This window comes from Enterobacter cloacae complex sp. SHL018, assembly GCF_049237905.1.
GTDB classification, from domain to species: Bacteria; Pseudomonadota; Gammaproteobacteria; order Enterobacterales; family Enterobacteriaceae; genus Enterobacter; species Enterobacter hormaechei_C.
In genome coordinates this window covers 394,052-413,761 of sequence record NZ_JBMKJE010000001.1, presented here as the reverse complement: position 1 = coordinate 413,761, position 19,710 = coordinate 394,052, and the positions used below count along the sequence as shown (strand labels likewise).

The following is a 19,710-nucleotide window of genomic DNA, read 5'->3' as shown; positions in this document are numbered from 1 at the left end:
TCGCAATGCGTAAGCAGTGGCTGGGGATCTGCATCGCAGCAAGTTTACTTGCCGCCTGTACAAGTGATGATGGTCAGCAACAGGCAACCGTCGCGCCGCCGCAGCCTGCGGTCTGTAATGGCCCGATTGTTGAGATTAGCGGTGCCGATCCCGTTTATGAACCGCTGAACGCCAGCGTGAATCAGGATTATCAGCGCGACGGTAAAAGCTATAAAATCGTTCAGGATCCTTCCCGTTTCAGCCAGGCTGGCTTTGCTGCCATCTATGACGCTGAGCCCGGCAGCAATCTGACCGCGTCGGGTGAAACCTTCGATCCGATGCAGATCACGGCGGCACACCCGACGTTGCCTGTCCCGAGCTATGCACGCATCACTAACCTGGCGAATGGCCGAATGATCGTGGTGCGTATCAACGATCGCGGTCCTTACGGCAGCGATCGCGTGATCTCCCTGTCCCGCGCGGCGGCCGACCGTCTGAACACCTCAAACAATACTAAAGTGCGTATCGACCCGATTATCGTGGCGCAGGATGGTTCGCTGTCCGGCCCGGGCACGGCCTGTACCACGGTCGCGAAACAGACCTATGCCCTGCCCGCTCGCCCGGATCTGAGCGGTGGTATGGGGGGCGCTTCAACGCCGGCAGAGCTCACACAGCCGCAGGGTGAAGTGCGCGCTATCAGCAACGATACGCTGCAAAGTGAAGACGCGACAGGCGCCCCGGTGAAAAGCAGTGGTTTCCTTGGCGCACCCACCACGTTAGCGCCGGGCGTGATTGAATCAAATGAACCTGCCCCAGCGCCTGCGCCCGTCGCTGCTGCACCCGCTACACAACCCGCCCCGGTGACCGCGCCTGCTGCTACGCAGACTGCGGCGCCTGCGACGGCGAGCGGCAGCTACGTGGTTCAGGTTGGCGCCGTCAGCGATCGGACCCGTGCAGAGCAATATCAGCAGCGTTTAAGCAAGCAGTTTGGCGTGCCAGGCCGCGTTGAGCAAAACGGTGCGGTATGGCGTATCCAGATGGGTCCGTTTGCCAGCAAATCGCAGGCAGCGTCCCTGCAACAGCGTTTGCAGAGCGAGGCGCAGCTCCAGTCGTTTATCGCTGTTGCAAAATAATTATTCGGTGGTATCCGAAATGTCAGTTTGTGTAAAGCACGTTAACACTCTCATGATGAAAGTCGGATGCCTGCCCGTATAGCATTTGCTATAGTAAGGCACTTTTTTTAATTCCATCACGGATGTCGTAGTTCTGACCATGAAGACCACTTTTTCTGCTCGTTTTGTGCAGCGCATGGCGCTGACCACGGCCCTTTGCGCTGCTGCGTTCTCCGCAGCTCACGCGGATGACCTGAACATCAAGACCATGATCCCTGGCGTTCCGCAGATCGACGCGGAATCCTACATCCTGATTGATTACAACTCCGGCAAAGTTCTGGCAGAACAGAACGCCGATGCCCGCCGCGATCCGGCCAGCCTGACCAAAATGATGACCAGCTATGTTATCGGCCAGGCCATGAAAGCAGGCAAATTCAAAGAAACCGACCTGGTGACTATCGGTAACGATGCGTGGGCAACCGGCAACCCGGTGTTCAAAGGTTCATCGCTGATGTTCCTGAAGCCTGGTATGCAGGTTCCGGTCTCTCAGCTTATCCGTGGCATCAACTTGCAGTCCGGTAACGACGCCTGCGTGGCCATGGCCGATTTTGCAGCGGGCAGCCAGGACGCGTTCGTGGGCCTGATGAACAGCTACGTCTCCGCCCTGGGCCTGAAAAACAGCCACTTCCAGACCGTTCACGGCCTGGACGCCGAAGGTCAGTACAGTTCCGCGCGTGACATGGCGCTGATCGGTCAGGCGCTGATCCGCGATGTGCCAAACGAGTACTCTATCTACAAAGAGAAAGAGTTCACCTTCAACGGCATTCGTCAGACCAACCGTAACGGCCTGCTGTGGGACAACAGCCTGAACGTCGACGGCATCAAAACTGGCCACACCGATAAAGCCGGCTATAACCTGGTGGCCTCCGCCACTGAAGGCCAGATGCGTCTGATCTCTGCCGTGATGGGGGGACGTACGTTTAAAGGCCGCGAAACGGAAAGCAAAAAGCTGCTGACCTGGGGCTTCCGCTTCTTCGAAACCGTGAACCCGCTGAAAGCCGGTAAAGAATTTGCCTCTGAACCTGTCTGGTTTGGCGATAACGATCGCGCTTCCCTGGGCGTGGACAAAGATCTCTATCTGACGATCCCACGTGGTCGTATGAAAGATCTGAAAGCCAGCTACGTGCTGAATACCACCGAGCTGCACGCCCCGCTGCAAAAGAATCAGGTCGTGGGTACTATCAACTTCCAGCTGGATGGCAAAACCATCGATCAGCGCCCGCTGGTGGTGCTGGAGGAAATTCCTGAAGGCAATTTCTTCGGCAAAATCATTGATTACATTAAGCTGATGTTCCATCACTGGTTTGGTTAAAAATCGAACACTTGAAAGTGTGATTTTGATCCCCATATACTACGTATCAGTAAAACTCCCGCCCCGTGGCGGGAGTTATTATTTTTTATACACACGCCGGAGCTGACATGAAAACCAAACTTAACGAACTGCTTGAATTCCCTACCCCTTTTACTTACAAAGTAATGGGTCTGGCGAAACCTGAGCTGGTTGATCAGGTGGTTGAAGTGGTACAGCGCCATGCGCCGGGTGACTACTCTCCATCAGTCAAACCGAGCAGCAAAGGTAACTACCACTCGGTCTCAATCACCATCACTGCGACACACATTGAGCAGGTTGAGACGCTGTACGAAGAGCTCGGCAATATCGAAATTGTTCGTATGGTGCTGTAGTCCCTCAGCGGTTACCCGGTTTGCCGGGTAACCCACTTCCCCGCTGTGATATACTCCCCGTTACCTATTCTCCCTTGTCTTCGGAGACGTCCTTTTGTACCAGGATAAAATTCTTGTCCGCCATCTTGGGCTACAGCCTTACGAGCCAGTCTCTCAGGCTATGCATGACTTTACCGATATGCGCGATGACACCACCCCTGATGAAATCTGGCTGGTTGAACACTTGCCGGTGTTTACTCAAGGCCAGGCAGGAAAAGCCGAACATTTGTTGATGACGGGTGATATCCCGGTGATCCAGAGCGATCGCGGTGGACAGGTAACCTACCACGGCCCGGGCCAGCAGCTAATGTATGTCCTGCTTAACCTGAAACGCAGAAAGCTGGGCGTGCGTGAGCTCGTGACCTTACTGGAACAAACCGTGGTGAACACGCTCGCTGAGTATGGTATCGATGCTCACCCTCGCGCCGATGCCCCGGGCGTCTACGTGGGAGAGATGAAGATCTGTTCGCTGGGGCTGCGTATCCGTAAAGGTTGCTCGTTCCACGGGCTGGCGCTGAATATCAATATGGATCTGACTCCTTTCCAGCGCATCAACCCATGCGGGTATGCCGGTATGGAAATGACGCAAATGCGCCAGTGGGTCGATACCGCCACCCCTGAGAATATCCGCCCCGTGCTTCTGAAGAAGTTTTTAGCGCTGCTTAACAATCCTGACTACGAATATATTGCTGCTTAACACACTTCCGACAGTGGTTCGGTTATTTGACCAGCCACTGCTTAATTGCCGCATTTACGCTTTACAATAAACCGCATATTCTATATTTTCGAGTCGCCCATATATTAGCGTCCCATATTAATTAGAACCTTAATAGTACCATCACCGGGTATCGTGTAACGTGCGTGATAATCACCCAACTGCTTGTTTTCGATAAACAAGGGAAACTTGCGAAACACTTTACGAATCTCTGCAAGCATAATAAATAAATTCAACTATCATTCATATTGTGAATGGATACGGAGTAAGAGCGTGGAGCCTACTAATTTACCAGCCAAACGCCTGAATGAAACCAGCGGCGAAGATAAGCCGCAAATTTTCCGGACTTTACGTAATATTGATCTCAATTTATTGACTATTTTTGAGGCGGTATATGTCCACAAAGGTATCGTTAATGCTGCGAAAATTCTTAATCTCACGCCCTCCGCTATTAGCCAGTCAATTCAAAAATTGCGCGCGATATTTCCCGATCCCTTATTTATTCGTAAAGGCCAGGGCGTAACCCCCACCGCGTACGCCACCCATCTGCATGAGTACATCAGCCAGGGTCTGGAATCGATTCTGGGCGCGCTGGATCTCACCGGCAGTTACGATAAGCAACGAACCATCACCATAGGCACCTCTCCCTCTGTGGGCGTTCTGGTCATGCCCGCTATTTACCAGGCTGTTAAACAGCATGCGCCACAGCTGCTGATCCGCAACGTGCCCGTTAACGATCCGGAAACTCAGCTGGCACAATTCCAGACGGACCTTATTATCGACAGCAACAGCTTCGCGGCCAGGGCATTAGGGCATAACGTTCTCTATACCGACTCTCTGGCGCTCGTATGTCGTCAGAGTCATCCTGCTTTGGGCGCAGCTTTGACGCCTGAAAATTTGCGTCATTACGAACATGCAACCTTTATGTCCGAGGGGCAGGGTCCGGATCCGCTGCGCCAGCGTATTGACGAACTGTTCCCGGACCGTCTGATCAGCTTCAGCAGTTACAATATGTTTACCCTCGCGGCCCTTATTGGCAGCAGCGATTTGCTCTGTATTATGCCTGTGCGTCTCTTCACTCTGCTTCAAAAGTGCTGGCCGCTGGAGAGCATTCCATTGAGTCAACTTACGACGGAATCTGTTGAAATCTCACTGCATTACAACAAGCTAAGCCTGCGCGATCCGGTGCTGGAAAACGTCATTAACGTGATCCGCCAGGCGTTCTAATCCCGCCTTTCAGCACAAGCCCCTGCCGCAAGCGGGGCAAAAGGCACAAAACAACAACTATTTTACAAATTGGCGACCTGGCAGGCTGCTTTATCGCCCCTTTAAATGATATACTGCCTGTCGTTCGTTCAAAAATAGTTGATAATTACAACATTCCCTTGAATTGAAACGCTTTCCTTCGATATTCGCAACTGGAACACGCACGCTATGAGTAAACCCATTGTGATGGAACGCGGTGTTAAATACCGCGATGCCGATAAAATGGCCCTTATCCCGGTTAAAAACGTGGCTACAGAGCGCGAGGCGCTGTTAAGAAAACCGGAATGGATGAAAATCAAACTTCCGGCCGACTCTTCGCGTATCCAGGGGATCAAAGCGGCGATGCGCAAAAATGGCCTTCACTCTGTCTGTGAAGAGGCCTCCTGCCCTAACCTTGCTGAATGTTTCAATCACGGTACCGCGACATTTATGATTCTGGGTGCCATCTGCACCCGCCGCTGTCCGTTCTGTGACGTTGCCCATGGCCGTCCTGTTGCGCCTGACGCAAACGAACCGCAAAAACTGGCGCAGACGATTGCCGATATGGCGCTGCGTTATGTTGTTATCACCTCCGTTGACCGTGACGATCTGCGCGATGGCGGTGCTCAGCATTTTGCTGACTGTATTACCGCCATCCGCGAAAAAAGCCCGAACATTAAGATTGAGACGCTGGTGCCAGACTTCCGTGGCCGTATGGATCGCGCGCTCGATATCCTGACCGCGACGCCACCAGACGTGTTCAACCACAACCTGGAGAACGTACCGCGTATCTACCGACAGGTACGTCCCGGTGCAGACTACAACTGGTCGCTGAAGCTGCTGGAGCGCTTTAAAGAAGCCCATCCGCATATTCCAACCAAGTCCGGCCTGATGGTCGGCCTGGGTGAAACCAACGCTGAGATCATTGAAGTGATGCGCGATCTGCGCCGCCACGGCGTCACCATGCTGACGCTGGGCCAGTACCTCCAGCCAAGCCGTCACCACCTGCCTGTACAGCGTTACGTGAGCCCGGATGAGTTCGATGAAATGAAAGCCGAAGCGATGGCGATGGGCTTTACCCATGCCGCGTGCGGTCCGTTTGTTCGCTCCTCTTATCACGCCGATATGCAGGCGAAGGGCGAAGAAGTGAAATAAAGCTGTAAAATTTATTTACAGTAAAACAAAAAACCGGCCTCGTGAGCCGGTTTTTTTATGCAAGCCTTGCAGCATTGCCATTACTCTTTGTGTGAAAGCTTCTGTGCAGTGATGTCATCTTCGGCGCTTTTCTTTGCTGCCGCGTCGTCATCGTTCATTGCTTTCTTAAAGCCCTTAATGGCAGCCCCCAGGTCTCCACCCAGCGTGCGTAACTTCTTGGTACCGAACAGCAGGACGACCAGTGCGGCAACCACCAGCAGTTTGGTAATACTAATCTCACCCATAAATACCTTCTTTACATGAAACAGGCTGCATTCCGCCAAAAAACCTGAACGTATTAACGGTCATTTGGCGCGTGCACACAATAGCAATCTGTAACAAGGTGAATCAAGCATTGTTGAAAAAAACATCACATTAATTGCGGTGGCGCAAACCTGCGGTTGCGCAGAACAGGTAATTGCTGACGCGCAAGCGCTATTCGGGCGGAAATTATCTCCGTCAGCAATAACGCAGGCGTCTCCGCTGCTGCCGCAACCGTCACCCCCAGCGGATCGACAACCCTGCTCTGCCCGATATTTTTGTTACCACATTCACCCGCGGCTACCACGTAACAGGTGGTATCCAGCGCACGTGCTGCCAGCAGCGTCGCCCAGTGATGCTCCTTAAGCGGTCCTTTGACCCACGCGGCAGGCAGAACCAGCACCTCGGCCCCCTGCAATGCCAGGTTCAGCGCCAGCTCGGGAAAACGGATATCGTAGCAGGTCATCAGGCCAATCTTAAAACCCTCGACCTCAATCAGCGGCGGAATTACACTCCCCGGATCGACCAGGCGCGACTCCTGAACGCTGAACGCATCATACAGATGAAGTTTGGCGTAGCTCGCGACGGTGGCACCCTCACGTATCGCCACCAGCGTGTTTACCGCGCGCCCCGGCGAGGACGGAATATGGACCGTCAAGATGGTGGTGAGCGTGTTGCCAACGCTTTCGGCCAGCAGTCGTTTCAGAAACGCCCCTTCCAGCGTTTGCGCAGACTTTACCGACAGGTCTGGATCGCCATCATCACGGGCCAGTAACGCCTCGGGAAGTACCAGCAACGACGCCCCCTTTTGCTTCGCCTGATGCATCAGGGAGACGCATTTTTCCGCGTTTTCATTCCAGTCCGGCGTCACCGCGAACTGCCCTACTGCAACATACATAATTGTCTCCCGGTTAAAAACAGCGTTACACTCGACGCACTTACACAGCAAATAGCAGGTATTGACAGTGTTACAACTACTTATAGCCGTTTTTATTGGTGGAGGCACGGGTAGCGTTGCGCGGTGGCTCTTAAGCATGCGGTTTAACCCCCTGCATCAGGCCATTCCGATGGGGACACTGGCGGCAAATCTGATCGGGGCGTTTATTATTGGGATGGGGCTGGCCTGGTTTAATCGCATGACCAACATCGACCCTATGTGGAAGGTTCTGATTACAACTGGTTTCTGCGGCGGCTTAACAACGTTTTCTACCTTCTCTGCGGAGGTAGTATTTCTGTTTCAGGAAGGCCGGATGGGCTGGGCGCTGACCAACATTGCCGTTAACATGCTTGGCTCGTTTGCGATGACTGCGATCGCATTCTGGTTATTTTCCTCCGCCAGCGGACATTAAGCGCGGCAACCTTAATGTTGGCTTAATTTTTCTCTGTCACTCTTGGCTCAATATTGAACGAGGGTGATAGCATGAAAGAAACTCTGTCAGGCGTGGGTATGGTATTGCTAAGCGTCGCGATTGTCGCCAGCTTCCTGAAGATCTATCTTATTGGTTGATTCAGAACGAAAAAAACCCGCTCATTGAGCGGGTTTTGAAATTCTTGCTGACGCGTCTGAATTACAGAGCGATTACGTTAGCAGCAGAAGGGCCTTTGGCACCGTTAGTGATTTCGAACTCTACGCGCTGACCTTCAGCCAGAGTTTTGAAACCATTAGACTGGATTGCAGAGAAGTGTACGAACACGTCTTTGCTGCCATCTTCAGGAGTAATGAAACCGAATCCTTTGGACTCATTAAACCACTTAACGTTACCTTTAATCTTAGACATCAAAATTACCTTTACATTAAAAAACGACACAAATGCTGTGTCGGGTATCAGTACAACAATTGTGAGGCGTTTTGTCCAGCGGATCTTTGATAAAAAGTGACAAAAGTCGCGTTAATTTTCGCTGTTCGATTTTTATCCTTTACATTTCAATATCTGTGCGTTTTTTGGCCGATTTAGCAGAAAAATTTAGTTAAAACTGAAACCGCATCCAGGCAAAGTAAACGTTACCGTTGTTATAGGTACCCGGTATGTAGGTCATCTGAAACGTTGCCGGACCATAGCCGATGGAGGCAAGCGGCAGCAGTACCGGAACAGGAATGTATTTCCAGTTATCACGCGCCGTGAACCCTGCCGTATAGCCCAGCCCCAGACGAAAGTTGTCGTCTGATAACGGACGCCAGGTTTTTTCCCAGCCGTAGCCACCAATAGGCTCCCATTTATTGTAGGAGTCCTTAAACGCCATCAGGTACAGGCCATGCCAGTTACCTTTTTCATCCCAGCGAGACTGACCGAAGCCGGCCCCCCACGGACGCTCGTTATAACGGTCAGTTTTTTCTTTATCGTAGGCAAAACGTGCATGCCACGTAATGGCCGGAATATAGAGATCGTAATGCTCAGGTTCGTTCCATGTTTGCGCGACGTTATCCGTGAAGGTGGTGAACCAGCCTTTATCCGCTGTATTGCTGTCTGCATTAACCGCAGACGCAAACGATAACTGCCCAATAATAAACAACAAAATCAGGGGGAATTTAATTCGTACAATCACAATGCCATTACCATATTTAGTATTCGGTGCAGACCTTAACACAGAATACTTGAATGAACGCTTAACAGCATGGGTGTTATTCCTAATTACCATCCCGTTCCTGGGAATAATCTGAGGATACATAAACTGCATGCCTGAATAAGCACATGCAGTTGACATATTTAACGTTGATGTAACAATTTGTAGAGTGCGGGAATAACTAACATCGATAATAACGGTGCCGTTACCATGCCACCAATCATCGGCGCGGCAATACGTTGCATCACCTCTGAGCCACTCCCACTGCCCCACATGATGGGCAGCAGTCCCGCCATAATAGTGGCGACCGTCATCACCTTCGGACGCACGCGCAGCACGGCACCTTCGTGGATCGCCCGCATCAGCACCGTATTTCCCCCTTCTGGCTCCAGCCTGTGATATTTATCGAGCGCATGATTCAAATAAAGAACCATAATTACGCCGAATTCTGCCGCCACCCCGGAAAGGGCGATAAAGCCAACGGCCCCCGCCACTGACAAATTATATTCAAGCAGCCACAGTAACCACACGCCCCCAATAAGCGCGAAAGGCAATGTCCCCATTATTATCAGGACATTTGATATCCGCCTGAAGGTTAACCATAAAAGGACGAATATAATCATCAGCGTGACAGGTAAGACTATTTTGAGCGTCGCGGTCGCGCGTTCCAGATATTCAAACTGCCCGGACCAGGAGAGAGACACGCCCTGCGGCAATACCACCTTCTCCTCCACCCGTTTTTGCATTTCATCCACGGCGGACTTCAGATCGCGCCCGCGCAAGTCCACGTAGATCCAGCTGGAAAGGCGCGCGTTTTCACTTTTTAGCATCGGTGGGCCTTCCGTCACGACGATATCGGCCAATTCCCCCAGTGCCACCTGGCTACCGCTGGCGGTCACTACCGGCAACACCCGCAACGTGTCGACGTTATCACGCAAATCGCGGGGATAACGCAGGTTGATGGGATACCGCTCGCGTCCCTGGATCACCTCGCCAATGTTATCACCCCCGACCAGCGTGGAGACCAGGCTTTGCAGTTCATCGACGGAAACGCCGTAGCGCGCGGCTTTTTGCCGGTCGATACGTATATCCACGTAGCGCCCGCCTTCCAGACGCTCCGCCAGCGCAGAGGAGACGCCAGGAACGTCCTTCACCACCTGCTCAATCTGCCGGGCCACGCGCTCAATGTCGGCAATATTATTGCCGTTCACCTTAATGCCGACCGGGCTTTTGATCCCGGTTGCCAGCATGTCCAGGCGGTTACGGACAGGCGGCACCCACACATTGGCAATGCCCGGCAGCGACACGGTTTTATCGAGCTCCTCCACCAGCTTTTGCGGCGTCATTCCTGGCCGCCACTGCTCGCGGGGCTTAAAGTGGATGGTTGTTTCCAGCATGGTTAATGGCGCGGGATCGGTTGCCGACTCCGCCCGACCGGCTTTGCCAAACACACTCGCGACCTCCGGGACGCTTTTGATCAAGCGGTCCGTCTGCTGAAGCAGCCGCGATGCCTCGCGAGCAGAGATCCCCGGCAGCGTGGAGGGCATATAGAGTAAATCCCCTTCATCCAGCGGCGGCATAAATTCGCTGCCCAGGCGGCTCAGCGGCCACAGTGTGGCGATCAGCAGCAGACATGCCAGTGCCAGGGTCGTTTTCGGGAAGGTCAGTACCTTGTCCAGCAGCGGCTCATACAGGCGGATCAGGAGGCGGTTGATCGGGTTTGCCTTCTCATCCGGGATTTTCCCGCGAATGAAAAAGCCCATTAGCACCGGCACCAGGGTGATCCCAAGCCCGGCGGCCACGGCCATCGACCAGGTTTTGGTGAACGCCAGCGGCGAGAACATTCGCCCCTCCTGCGCTTCCAGCGAAAAAACCGGTATAAATGACAGCGTGATGATTAACAGGCTGCAAAACAGCGCCGGTCCCACTTCAACCGCCGCCTTTTCCGCCAGACGCCAGTATTCCCCCGGCGCGGGCTCCTTGCCCGGATTATCATGCCGCCACTGCTCCAGCACCTTGTGCATGTTTTCAATCATCACAATTGCCGCATCCACCATCGCCCCGATGGCAATGGCGATCCCGCCGAGCGACATCATATTCGCGTTAATGCCCTGATAGTGCATTACCACAAAAGCCCCGAGGATCCCCAGCGGCAGAGAGACCATCGCCACCAGCGCGGAGCGCAGGTGGAACAGGAACAGCGCGCACACCAGTACCACCACGGCAAACTCTTCGAGCAGCTTGTGCGTCAGCGTTTTGACTGAGTCCTCAATCAGCGTGGAGCGATCGTAGACCGGAACAATCTCGACGCCCTGCGGCAGCGTTTTTTGCAGCTCGCTCAGTTTCGCTTTTACCGCACGAAGCGTTTCCAGCGCGTTCTGCCCGTAGCGCATCACGATCACGCCGCCAGCGACCTCCCCTTCACCGTTAAGCTCCGCCACGCCCCGGCGGATCTCCGGGCCAATGCCAAGGGTGGCGACATCTTTCAGCAGGACAGGCACGCCATTGCGGGTGGCGATCACCACATTGCGAAAATCCTCCAGCGAGCGCAAATAGCCCGTTGTCCGCACCATATACTCCGCTTCGCCCATCTCCAGCAGGGCGCCCCCGCTCTCTTTATTGGCGGCCTGCACTGCGCCGGATAGCTGGCTGTGGGTAATATTCAGCGCGCGCATCTTCGCCGGGTCCGCCACGATCTGATACTGACGCACCATTCCGCCAATGCTTGCCACTTCAGATACATTCGGTACCGTCTTAAGCTCGAACTTAAGCGTCCAGTCCTGAAGGGCCCGCAGATCTGCCAGGCTGTGTTTTCCACTACGGTCGATCAGCGCATATTCGTTGATCCAGCCCACGCCCGTCGCATCTGGCCCCAGCGACACCTTCACGCCTGGCGGAAACTGCGCCTGTACCTGGCTTAAATATTCCAGCACCCGGGATCGCGCCCAGTAGAGATCGGTGCCATCCTCAAACAGCACATACACATAAGCGTCACCAAACATTGAAAAACCACGCACGGTTTTAGCGCCCGGCACAGACAACATGGAGGTTGTCAGGGGCCAGGTCACCTGATCTTCAATCACCTGCGGCGCTTTTCCGGGGTAACTCGCTTTGATAATGACCTGCACATCAGACAGATCGGGCAACGCGTCCAGCGGCGCGCGCTGCACCGCCCACCAGCCCCAGCCGGCCATCATCAGCGCGGCCAGGATCACCAGCAGGCGGTTACGCAACGAAGCGCGAATCACAGCGGCAATCATGGCGTCACCTCCGGCATCACGCTACGCAGGCTGGCTTCGGAATCAATGAGGAATTGCCCGGACGTCACCACCTTATCGCCCTCTTTGACCCCGGACAGGATCGCCGTCCAGCCCTGCGCCGTCAGGCCGGTTGTCACCGTCACAGGCTGGAAATAACCATCCCCGGTGGCCAGCAGCAGACGCGCAGACTCTCCGCTGTTAATTACCGCCTCTTCCGGCACCGCCAGCACCGGCGGGCCTTTCAGCTCTTCCGCACGCCTGACGGAGAGGTACATGCCCGGCTTCAGCTTATGTGCGGTATTTTCCAGCACGATACGGGCTTTCAGGGTTCGCGTGGACGCCTCCATCTGCGGCAGCAATTCGCTGACCGTGCCGTGGAATTGCTCCCCCGGCCAGCTTTCCGATGTTGCGACCACGTTGCTGCCCACTGCCAGAGACTGCGCCTGCGTTTGCGGGTAGTCGACCACCAGCCAGACCGGATCGAGGCTGGCGATCTCAAACAGCGGCGCCGTTGCGGTGATTTGCGCCCCTTCCCGCACGTCCAGCTTCACCACATAGCCCGCCCGGTCAGCGCGCAGGGTGAGCGTGGTCTGCGGCTTACCGCTACGCTCCAGCAAACGAATGACCTCTTCCGGCATAAACTGCAACGCCAGCCGCTCGCGTGCGGCGCGGGTCAATGCGGCATCGCCAAGCTGACGAACCGCGAGATACTCCTGCTGGGCGGTGGTCCATTGCGGGATCCACAGTTGCGCCAGCGCCTCTCCGGCTTTCACCTGCTGCTGTGGCGCCTTAACAAACAATTTTGACACCACGCCATTGGCCGGGGCTGACACCACCGAGACGTTACGTTCATCCGTTGCAACCGTGGCAAAGGCCGAGAACGGCGAAACCAGCTGGCGCATCTCAACGTTGGCGGTTTTCATCCCCAGGTTTTGCTGCTGTTGAGTGCTGATGACCACGCCTGACGCCGCCTGTGCTTCATCGGCGTAGCGCGGGACCAGATCCATATCCATAAAGGGGGATTTACCCGGCTTATTGAAGCGCTGACCGGGCACCATAGGGTCGTACCAGTAAAGCACCTTACGTTCAGAGGGTTGTGCAGCCGCAGCCGGCTGATGCGTCTGCTTCTTTCCGACAAAATAGCCGCCAGCGGCAGCTATCGCGATGGCAATCGCCATTAACGTTGTTTTTTTCATTGCGCCAGCTCCTGCGGGATCAGCCAGTTCACGGCAGCCCAGGTTCGCGCCATTTCGCGCTCCGCCTGGTTCACCGCCAGTTCCGTATCCAGTACGCCACGACGCGCCTCCAGCAGGGCCGGAAGCGCCGACTGTCCAGAGCGATATTGCGCCGTCAGTACCGCCAGCCGTTGACGCTGCAACGGTAGTACCTCGTCCCGCTGTCGCTGCCACACCGTTTGCGCAGCCTGATACTGCGCCACCAGCGTTTGCACCTGGGCAATGTGTTCACGTTTGAGCAGCGTCAGTTGATCCACCGCCTGCATTGAGCGGGAAACATCGGCGGCGTAATCCTTGTCCTGACGTTTTGACTGGAACAAAGGCAGATCCACGCTGAACATCACGCCAGCCATATCGTCATAGCCTTCGGCGCGGTGGGCGTAATAGACCTCCACATCCACATCGGGTATCGCCGCCACGGCAGATTGCGCTGAACGCGCTTTCGCGGTCTCGGCTTCACGTCGTGCGGCCTCCACTTCCGGGTGCCTGACGATCCCCTCCTGCAACGTTTTTTCATCGGCAGGAAGACGCTGATAGCGCGGCAGCGGACCGCGAACCGCCGTAATCGCGTGCCCCGTAAGCTCCAGCAGACGGCTTTGCGCCAGCTGCACATCCCGCTGCGCCAGCGTCTCTTTGTCGCGCATGGCGCTGAGGATCATTTGCAGGGCCAGTACGCTGTCCGGCGTGGCGCTTCCCGCCCCGACGCTCGCCTTCTGCACGCCCCGCTGGCGTTCCGTTTCACGGACCAGCGTTCTGGCCGTGTTCAGCGCCTGCTGGGCCAGCGCCAGATCCAGCCAGGCCTGGGCGGTATCACGCTGAAGCGCGGCGCGGACGGCTTCGGATTTTGCCAGCACGCTTCGCGCCTGCGCCTGGAAGGTCTGCGCTTTACGTTCCCGCTTCTCTGAGCTGACGTAGCTTTGCATGATGCCAACCTTCTGCATGGTCATCCCTTCACGCGTCAGCCGCCGATCGTTGCTGCCCTGTACCGGCACGTTTTCGATGCCGAATTTCAGTTTCGGGTCAGGTAATTGCGTGGCGGAATCCGCCATCGCATCCAGCGCCTGCGCTTCGTTACGGCTGGCAGAGAGTTCGGCCGAGTAGCGCTGGGCTTCGGTCAGGGTGTGTTCGAGCGTCCACGGCTCCGCCTGCGCGGCGGAGGTTAACAGGCCGAACAACACCCCACCGAGCCACAGGCTCAGTGTGTGTTGTTTCATGGTGACCTCGCTTAGCGTGCTGGCGTCAGCGAGATAATCTGGAAACCGTCACCCGCACGCTCAAGCGTGAAGGTCACTTCATCCCCCGGTTTGGCGCCATTCAGCGTGGCGCCGGCAGATAAAGTAAACGGCATGGTCATTGCTGGCCATTTTAGTTCCGGTATGGCCTCGTGCCGGAGCATGACGGCGCTGTCAGAGATCGACTGAACCACGCCGTGGCCCTGCCAGGTCTGGTTTGCCTGAACGGTATAAGAAGCGAAAGAGACGGACGCGCCAACCAGCGCGGAAAGGAATACGGTACGCATGATAAAACTCCTGTTAAACGTTAAGTAAATAAAATCAACGAATTAACAGGTTTTTACTCCCGAAACCGGCAATAGCGGATCGTTGCCGGCGGCCCCACAGCAGGAGGGGTAACGGACCACGCAGGATGGCTTGCAGACGAGCACTCTGGGGTCGTTAAGGTCAGGGTCATGGCGGCAGGCAGCGCCACCAGATGCGGCTGGGCAGGATCTTTTTGTACCTGATCCGGCACACAATGTTTTTCACACAGCGGTGAAGCACCGGCAGCATAATGCGGCCCCGGTTGCGCCATCATGTCCATATGCTGGATGGTGGCCACCTCACCGCGCAAATCCATTGAACATTGATGGGAGGCGACGGCAACCTGACTCTGGATCAACAGCCAGCCAAACGCCAGCAAAAACATCAGCAGATGTTTTTTGATAAAGCGCAGGCGATATGTCCAGCTGGCGTGCATATTCAGATCGTCGGATAGGGTAAAAGTGAACCGAGTATAAGCAGGCAAAAGAATGAAAGAGAAGTGGTTTTAAAGAGATTTACGTTTTAAATCGATTGTCGGCAAGTAATACTCAAAACCTTAACACTTCACCATCATTTTAATGACATATAATATCTATTCATCAGGTCAATAACGTCTTAATATAAATGACGCAGGGTTAGCAGAAATATCGTCATCAGTGCCTTTAGTAGTCTCTTTCTTGATTTTAATCAGCAAGGACTGGACATTTATTCGGCACATTTCAGCTTCTTTTTTATTGATTATTTGTCTCTCGGGCAGCAAGGATACAGGGGAAATCATGCTTACTTTTCTCGAACTCCTCATTGGAGTCGTGGTCATTGTTGGTGTAGCACGCTACATCATTAAAGGTTACTCAGCCACCGGCGTGCTATTTGTCGGCGGCCTGACGCTGCTGATCATTAGCGCGCTAATGGGTCATCAGGTTTTACCCGCCAGCGAAGCCAGTACCGGATATACCGCTACCGATATTGTGGAATATATAAAAATTCTGCTGATGAGCCGCGGCGGCGATCTGGGCATGATGATCATGATGCTCTGCGGATTTGCTGCCTATATGACCCATATCGGCGCGAATGATATGGTGGTAAAGCTGGCTTCTAAGCCGCTGCAATATATTAACTCCCCCTATCTGCTGATGGTCGCGGCCTATTTCCTGGCCTGTCTGATGTCATTAGCCGTTTCCTCAGCAACGGGCCTTGGCGTGCTGTTAATGGCAACGTTGTTCCCGGTAATGGTTAACGTCGGGATCAGCCGTGGCGCAGCGGCGGCTATTTGCGCCTCTCCGGCGGCGATTATTCTCTCCCCTACTTCCGGTGACGTAGTGCTGGCCGCAAAAGCCGCGGAAATGTCGTTGATTGACTTCGCCTTCAAAACCACACTGCCGATCTCCATCACCGCTATTCTCGGCATGGGCGTGGCGCATTTCTTCTGGCAACGCTATCTCGATAAGAAAGAGAACGTCAGCCACGAAATGATGGACGTCAGCGAAATCACCACTACCGCCCCGGCGTTTTATTCCATCCTGCCCTTCACGCCGATTATTGGCGTGCTTATTTTCGACGGCAAATGGGGCCCGCAGCTGCACATCATCACTATCCTGGTGATCTGTATGCTGCTGGCGGCCATCCTGGAATTCGTTCGTGGTTTTAACACCCAGAAAGTGTTCACGGGTCTGGAAGTTGCCTTCCGCGGTATGGCGGATGCCTTCGCGGGCGTGGTGATGCTGCTGGTTGCCGCGGGGGTGTTTGCCCAGGGGCTGAGCACCATCGGCTTTATTCAGAGCCTGATCTCTATCGCCACCTCGTTCGGCTCGGCCAGCATTATCCTGATGCTGGTGCTGGTGGTGCTGACCATGCTGGCGGCGATGACAACCGGCTCCGGTAACGCGCCGTTCTACGCCTTTGTTGAGATGATCCCTAAGCTGGCGCACTCCTCCGGCATCAACCCGGCTTACCTGTCCATTCCAATGCTTCAGGCTTCCAACCTGGGTCGTACCATTTCTCCGGTATCGGGCGTGGTGGTTGCGGTTGCGGGGATGGCGAAAATCTCTCCGTTTGAAGTGGTAAAACGCACGTCAGTGCCGGTGCTGGTTGGCCTGATTATCGTTATTATCGCCACCGAAGTACTGGTTCCCGGCGCTGCCTAAGCGAAATTCCTGATTTCCAAAAAGCGCCTGCGGGCGCTTTTTGTGCTTTAATAACCCCCAGAAATTAATCGCGCCCAACCAATCAGGAAAGCAAATGTTCAGGAAGGATATCGTTATCCCGTCTGGCGCAGTAGCGCTTGCACTCTGTGTCTTCTCAATTCAGGCAGATCCGCTTAAGCCAACCCAGTACGGCGATTTCGATCGCTACGTTCTGGCCCTTTCCTGGCAAACCGGATTTTGCCAGAGCATGGTCGAACGTAACCGTGACGAACCGGAAGAGTGTCGCCTGCAAAAAGAGAGCAGCAACAAAACCGATTTTCTGACCGTCCACGGCTTATGGCCCGCGCTGCCGAAATCTATTGCCGCTCGCGGAGTGGATGAACGCCGCTGGATGCGCTTCGGCTGTGCCACTCGTCCGGTTCCGAATATGCCGGAAGCAAAAGCCAGCCGCAAATGTGACGCCGCAGAGACCGGACTATCGCTAACCGGCGCGGCGAAGCTGAACAGCGTGATGCCCGGCGCGGGCGGCAACTCCTGCCTTGAACGTTATGAATACGCGAAACACGGCGTCTGCTTTGGTTTTGATCCCGACGCTTACTTCGGCACCATGGTGCGCATGAACCAGGAAGTGAAGCACAGCGCGGCAGGAAAATTTCTGGCGGAAAATTATGGCAAAACCGTCCGCCGCAGCGACTTCGATGCAGCCGTGGCCAAAAGCTGGGGGAAACAGAGCGTAAAAGCGTTCAAGCTTACCTGCCACGGCAATCCGGCTTATCTGACCGAGATGCAGATCTCGCTGAACGCCAGCACCATCAACAACCCGCTCTCTGCCGGCTCCTTTGCGCCACAGCCGCATCCGGGCAACTGCGGCAAACAGTTTGTCATTGATAAAGCCGGTTACTGATGCTGCGCCGGGCACCTTTTTGCCCGGCTTTTCATTGATTTCCGTGATATGACGATTAACCTCACACTTCCGCTCACACGCATCATTTTTCCAGCTAAAGCATTATTAATCCGGTAAACATCACTGAAACCTCCCCGCCATAATCATGGCGTTATCTACAGGAGGAATTTCACATGGCTAAAAAACTGATTGCACTGTGCGCCTGCCCGATGGGCCTGGCACATACCTTCATGGCAGCCCAGGCGCTGGAAGACGCAGCGACGGAAGCCGGTTATGAGGTAAAAATTGAAACCCAGGGCGCGGACGGGATCCAGAATCGCCTGACCCCACAGGATATTGCCGACGCTGACATTATTATCCACGCCATCGCGATCACCCCGGAAGACAATGAGCGCTTCGAAACGCGCGACGTGTATGAGATTACGCTTCAGGACGCCATTAAAAACGCGGCAGGCACCCTGAAAGAGATCGAAGAGATGATTGCAGCAGAACAATAATAATCCTCACACCCAGGGGTTTTCGTCATGGCTATTAAAAAACGCAGCGCGGTTCGCCCGGACAGTCACGAGGGTGACACACTTGCCATCAAATCCGCACCGGTTGCCGCCAGTGCGTCTTTCTGGAAAGAGCTTCCACAGCACATTATGTCGGGGATATCCCGCATGGTGCCAACGCTTATCATGGGCGGGGTTATCCTCGCCATTTCACAGCTCATCGCCTACGTCTGGCTGGAGATCCCGCCTGACACCGGTATTCTCGACGCGCTTAACTCAGGCAAATTCACCGGTTTCAATCTCTCGGTATTGAAATTTGGCTATCTGACCGAATCGTTCGGCGGGCTGCTGTTCAGCTTCGCCATCCCGATGTTTGCCGCCTTTGTCGCCAACTCTATCGGCGGAAAGCTGGCCTTCCCGGCCGGGTTTATCGGTGGCCTTGTCGCCACGCAGCCGACGCTGGTGCTGAACTTTGATGCGGAAAAACTGACCTGGCTTGCCACCAAACCCGTGCCCTCCACGTTTATTGGCGCGCTGATTATCGCCATAGCCGCAGGCTATCTGGTCAAATGGCTGAATAGCCGTATTAACGTACCGCAGTATCTGCTGGCCTTTAAAAGCACCTTTCTGATCCCAATCCTCTCGGCGCTGTTTGTGATGCTGGCGATGTATTACATCATCACGCCGATTGGCGGCTGGCTGAATGCAGGTATGCGGACCGTACTGCTGGCGGCGGGTCAGGCGGGCTCCATGATGTACGCCATCGGGATGGCGGCGGCCACGGCGATTGATCTTGGCGGCCCCATTAACAAAGCGGCGGGATTTGTTGGCCTGGGGCTGACAACCGATCATGTCCTGCCCATCACCTCCCGCGCCGTGGCGATTGTTATTCCGCCCATTGGTCTGGGGCTGGCTACGCTGATTGACCATCGTCTGACCGGCAAACGCCTGTTCAGTCCGCAGCTTTATCCGCAAGGCAAAACGGCCATGTTCCTCGCCTTTATGGGCATCAGTGAAGGGGCCATCCCGTTCCTGCTGGAAAATCCGCTTGCGACGCTGCCAGCGTATATGGCGGGTGCGATCGCGGGTGCAATGACCGCCACCGCGCTCGGTGCCGTGCAGTGGTTCCCTGAATCGGCGATCTGGGCGTGGCCGCTGGTCACCAATCTGGGGGCGTACATGCTCAGTATTGTGGTCGGGGCGGCGATCACCGCGCTGTTGGTCGTGATTATTCGTAACAGTCTGCACAAGCGCGGAAAACTCGCTATCGACACGCTGTAACGGG

At 54.9% G+C, this 19,710-nt stretch carries 20 protein-coding genes; 11 read left to right on the top strand and 9 right to left on the bottom strand.

Going from position 1 to position 19,710, the window contains the following annotated elements; all coding sequences use genetic code 11:
- Positions 1–5 precede the first annotated feature (5 nt).
- The 6 genes from rlpA to lipA all read left to right on the top strand — a co-directional run bounded on the left by rlpA (position 6) and on the right by lipA (position 5,988).
- Positions 6–1,112, top strand: coding sequence for an endolytic peptidoglycan transglycosylase RlpA (gene rlpA / locus ACOTY5_RS02095; RefSeq protein ID WP_045142399.1), 1,107 nt, complete (start codon positions 6–8; stop codon positions 1,110–1,112).
- Between the two features lie 139 nt (positions 1,113–1,251).
- The gene (gene dacA / locus ACOTY5_RS02090) at positions 1,252–2,463 is read left to right on the top strand and encodes a D-alanyl-D-alanine carboxypeptidase DacA (RefSeq protein ID WP_003858714.1); all 1,212 of its coding nucleotides are present in this window, start codon (positions 1,252–1,254) and stop codon (positions 2,461–2,463) included.
- A 107-nt stretch (positions 2,464–2,570) separates the two neighbouring features.
- The gene (gene ybeD, locus ACOTY5_RS02085) at positions 2,571–2,834 is read left to right on the top strand and encodes a DUF493 family protein YbeD (RefSeq protein WP_003858718.1); all 264 of its coding nucleotides are present in this window, start codon (positions 2,571–2,573) and stop codon (positions 2,832–2,834) included.
- A 94-nt stretch (positions 2,835–2,928) separates the two neighbouring features.
- Positions 2,929–3,570, top strand: a complete 642-nt coding sequence (lipB, locus tag ACOTY5_RS02080) for a lipoyl(octanoyl) transferase LipB (RefSeq protein ID WP_045142400.1) — start codon at positions 2,929–2,931, stop codon at positions 3,568–3,570.
- A 291-nt stretch (positions 3,571–3,861) separates the two neighbouring features.
- Positions 3,862–4,815 (top strand): YbeF family transcriptional regulator, encoded by a 954-nt coding sequence (locus ACOTY5_RS02075; RefSeq protein WP_032647690.1) that lies wholly within the window; start codon positions 3,862–3,864, stop codon positions 4,813–4,815.
- 207 nt (positions 4,816–5,022) lie between these two features.
- Positions 5,023–5,988: a lipoyl synthase gene (gene lipA, locus ACOTY5_RS02070; protein ID WP_006809637.1), complete on the top strand. Its 966-nt coding sequence runs from the start codon at positions 5,023–5,025 to the stop codon at positions 5,986–5,988.
- An 80-nt stretch (positions 5,989–6,068) separates the two neighbouring features.
- On the opposite strand, the gene tatE is transcribed toward lipA, so the two are convergent.
- Together tatE and ACOTY5_RS02060 are read right to left on the bottom strand one after the other, a co-directional pair.
- Positions 6,069–6,272, bottom strand: coding sequence for a twin-arginine translocase subunit TatE (gene tatE, locus ACOTY5_RS02065; RefSeq protein WP_003858723.1), 204 nt, complete (start codon positions 6,270–6,272; stop codon positions 6,069–6,071).
- A gap of 125 nt (positions 6,273–6,397) precedes the next feature.
- Positions 6,398–7,186, bottom strand: a complete 789-nt coding sequence (locus ACOTY5_RS02060) for a deaminated glutathione amidase (protein WP_045142401.1) — start codon at positions 7,184–7,186, stop codon at positions 6,398–6,400.
- Between the two features lie 67 nt (positions 7,187–7,253).
- On the opposite strand from ACOTY5_RS02060, the gene crcB reads away from it, so the two are divergent.
- Positions 7,254–7,637 carry a fluoride efflux transporter CrcB gene (crcB, locus tag ACOTY5_RS02055; RefSeq protein WP_017382474.1) on the top strand — a complete coding sequence of 128 codons (384 nt, stop codon included), beginning with the start codon at positions 7,254–7,256 and terminating at the stop codon, positions 7,635–7,637.
- A 219-nt stretch (positions 7,638–7,856) separates the two neighbouring features.
- Here the strand turns inward: crcB and cspE are convergent, their stop codons facing one another.
- From cspE to ACOTY5_RS02020, 7 genes are all read right to left on the bottom strand, one after another.
- Positions 7,857–8,066: a transcription antiterminator/RNA stability regulator CspE gene (gene cspE / locus ACOTY5_RS02050; RefSeq protein WP_002439184.1), complete on the bottom strand. Its 210-nt coding sequence runs from the start codon at positions 8,064–8,066 to the stop codon at positions 7,857–7,859.
- A gap of 190 nt (positions 8,067–8,256) precedes the next feature.
- Complete coding sequence (pagP, locus tag ACOTY5_RS02045; protein WP_017382475.1) at positions 8,257–8,832, bottom strand: lipid IV(A) palmitoyltransferase PagP; 576 nt, start codon at positions 8,830–8,832, stop codon at positions 8,257–8,259.
- Positions 8,833–8,993: 161 nt separating this feature from the next.
- Positions 8,994–12,110, bottom strand: a complete 3,117-nt coding sequence (locus ACOTY5_RS02040) for an efflux RND transporter permease subunit (RefSeq protein ID WP_045142402.1) — start codon at positions 12,108–12,110, stop codon at positions 8,994–8,996.
- Complete coding sequence (locus ACOTY5_RS02035; RefSeq protein WP_045142403.1) at positions 12,107–13,306, bottom strand: efflux RND transporter periplasmic adaptor subunit; 1,200 nt, start codon at positions 13,304–13,306, stop codon at positions 12,107–12,109. Before ACOTY5_RS02035 ends, ACOTY5_RS02040 begins: the two co-directional genes overlap by 4 nt.
- Positions 13,303–14,559, bottom strand: coding sequence for a TolC family protein (locus tag ACOTY5_RS02030; RefSeq protein WP_023303289.1), 1,257 nt, complete (start codon positions 14,557–14,559; stop codon positions 13,303–13,305). The genes ACOTY5_RS02035 and ACOTY5_RS02030 overlap by 4 nt, the downstream gene beginning before the upstream one ends.
- Before the next feature lie 11 nt (positions 14,560–14,570).
- Positions 14,571–14,864 carry a copper-binding protein gene (locus ACOTY5_RS02025; protein WP_045142404.1) on the bottom strand — a complete coding sequence of 98 codons (294 nt, stop codon included), beginning with the start codon at positions 14,862–14,864 and terminating at the stop codon, positions 14,571–14,573.
- 53 nt (positions 14,865–14,917) lie between these two features.
- Positions 14,918–15,319 (bottom strand): hypothetical protein, encoded by a 402-nt coding sequence (locus ACOTY5_RS02020; protein WP_032647677.1) that lies wholly within the window; start codon positions 15,317–15,319, stop codon positions 14,918–14,920.
- Positions 15,320–15,659: 340 nt separating this feature from the next.
- On the opposite strand from ACOTY5_RS02020, the gene dcuC reads away from it, so the two are divergent.
- The 4 genes from dcuC (at position 15,660) to ACOTY5_RS02000 (ending at position 19,706) form a co-directional block, all read left to right on the top strand.
- Entirely contained in the window at positions 15,660–17,027 is a 1,368-nt protein-coding gene (gene dcuC, locus ACOTY5_RS02015; RefSeq protein WP_017382481.1) for an anaerobic C4-dicarboxylate transporter DcuC, read from the top strand.
- 94 nt (positions 17,028–17,121) lie between these two features.
- On the top strand, positions 17,122–17,931 hold the full coding sequence (rna, locus tag ACOTY5_RS02010) for a ribonuclease I (protein WP_003858741.1): 810 nt from the start codon (positions 17,122–17,124) through the stop codon (positions 17,929–17,931).
- A gap of 173 nt (positions 17,932–18,104) precedes the next feature.
- Positions 18,105–18,428, top strand: coding sequence for a PTS fructose transporter subunit IIB (locus ACOTY5_RS02005; protein WP_017382483.1), 324 nt, complete (start codon positions 18,105–18,107; stop codon positions 18,426–18,428).
- A 27-nt stretch (positions 18,429–18,455) separates the two neighbouring features.
- Positions 18,456–19,706, top strand: a complete 1,251-nt coding sequence (locus ACOTY5_RS02000) for a PTS fructose transporter subunit IIC (protein ID WP_017694322.1) — start codon at positions 18,456–18,458, stop codon at positions 19,704–19,706.
- Positions 19,707–19,710 lie beyond the last annotated feature (4 nt).

Bases quoted from the DNA above. Each gene is read 5' to 3' on its own strand.
- ACOTY5_RS02060 (WP_045142401.1), bottom strand. From the start codon at position 7,186: ATGTATGTTGCAGTAGGGCAGTTCGCGGTGACGCCGGACTGGAATGAA.
- ACOTY5_RS02005 (WP_017382483.1), top strand. From the start codon at position 18,105: ATGGCTAAAAAACTGATTGCACTGTGCGCCTGCCCGATGGGCCTGGCA.
- tatE (WP_003858723.1), bottom strand. From the start codon at position 6,272: ATGGGTGAGATTAGTATTACCAAACTGCTGGTGGTTGCCGCACTGGTC.
- ybeD (WP_003858718.1), top strand. From the start codon at position 2,571: ATGAAAACCAAACTTAACGAACTGCTTGAATTCCCTACCCCTTTTACT.
- ACOTY5_RS02035 (WP_045142403.1), bottom strand. From the start codon at position 13,306: ATGAAAAAAACAACGTTAATGGCGATTGCCATCGCGATAGCTGCCGCT.
- ACOTY5_RS02040 (WP_045142402.1), bottom strand. From the start codon at position 12,110: ATGATTGCCGCTGTGATTCGCGCTTCGTTGCGTAACCGCCTGCTGGTG.
- ACOTY5_RS02020 (WP_032647677.1), bottom strand. From the start codon at position 15,319: ATGCACGCCAGCTGGACATATCGCCTGCGCTTTATCAAAAAACATCTG.
- dacA (WP_003858714.1), top strand. From the start codon at position 1,252: ATGAAGACCACTTTTTCTGCTCGTTTTGTGCAGCGCATGGCGCTGACC.
- lipA (WP_006809637.1), top strand. From the start codon at position 5,023: ATGAGTAAACCCATTGTGATGGAACGCGGTGTTAAATACCGCGATGCC.
- ACOTY5_RS02000 (WP_017694322.1), top strand. From the start codon at position 18,456: ATGGCTATTAAAAAACGCAGCGCGGTTCGCCCGGACAGTCACGAGGGT.
- ACOTY5_RS02030 (WP_023303289.1), bottom strand. From the start codon at position 14,559: ATGAAACAACACACACTGAGCCTGTGGCTCGGTGGGGTGTTGTTCGGC.
- rlpA (WP_045142399.1), top strand. From the start codon at position 6: ATGCGTAAGCAGTGGCTGGGGATCTGCATCGCAGCAAGTTTACTTGCC.
- rna (WP_003858741.1), top strand. From the start codon at position 17,122: ATGTTCAGGAAGGATATCGTTATCCCGTCTGGCGCAGTAGCGCTTGCA.
- dcuC (WP_017382481.1), top strand. From the start codon at position 15,660: ATGCTTACTTTTCTCGAACTCCTCATTGGAGTCGTGGTCATTGTTGGT.
- cspE (WP_002439184.1), bottom strand. From the start codon at position 8,066: ATGTCTAAGATTAAAGGTAACGTTAAGTGGTTTAATGAGTCCAAAGGA.
- ACOTY5_RS02025 (WP_045142404.1), bottom strand. From the start codon at position 14,864: ATGCGTACCGTATTCCTTTCCGCGCTGGTTGGCGCGTCCGTCTCTTTC.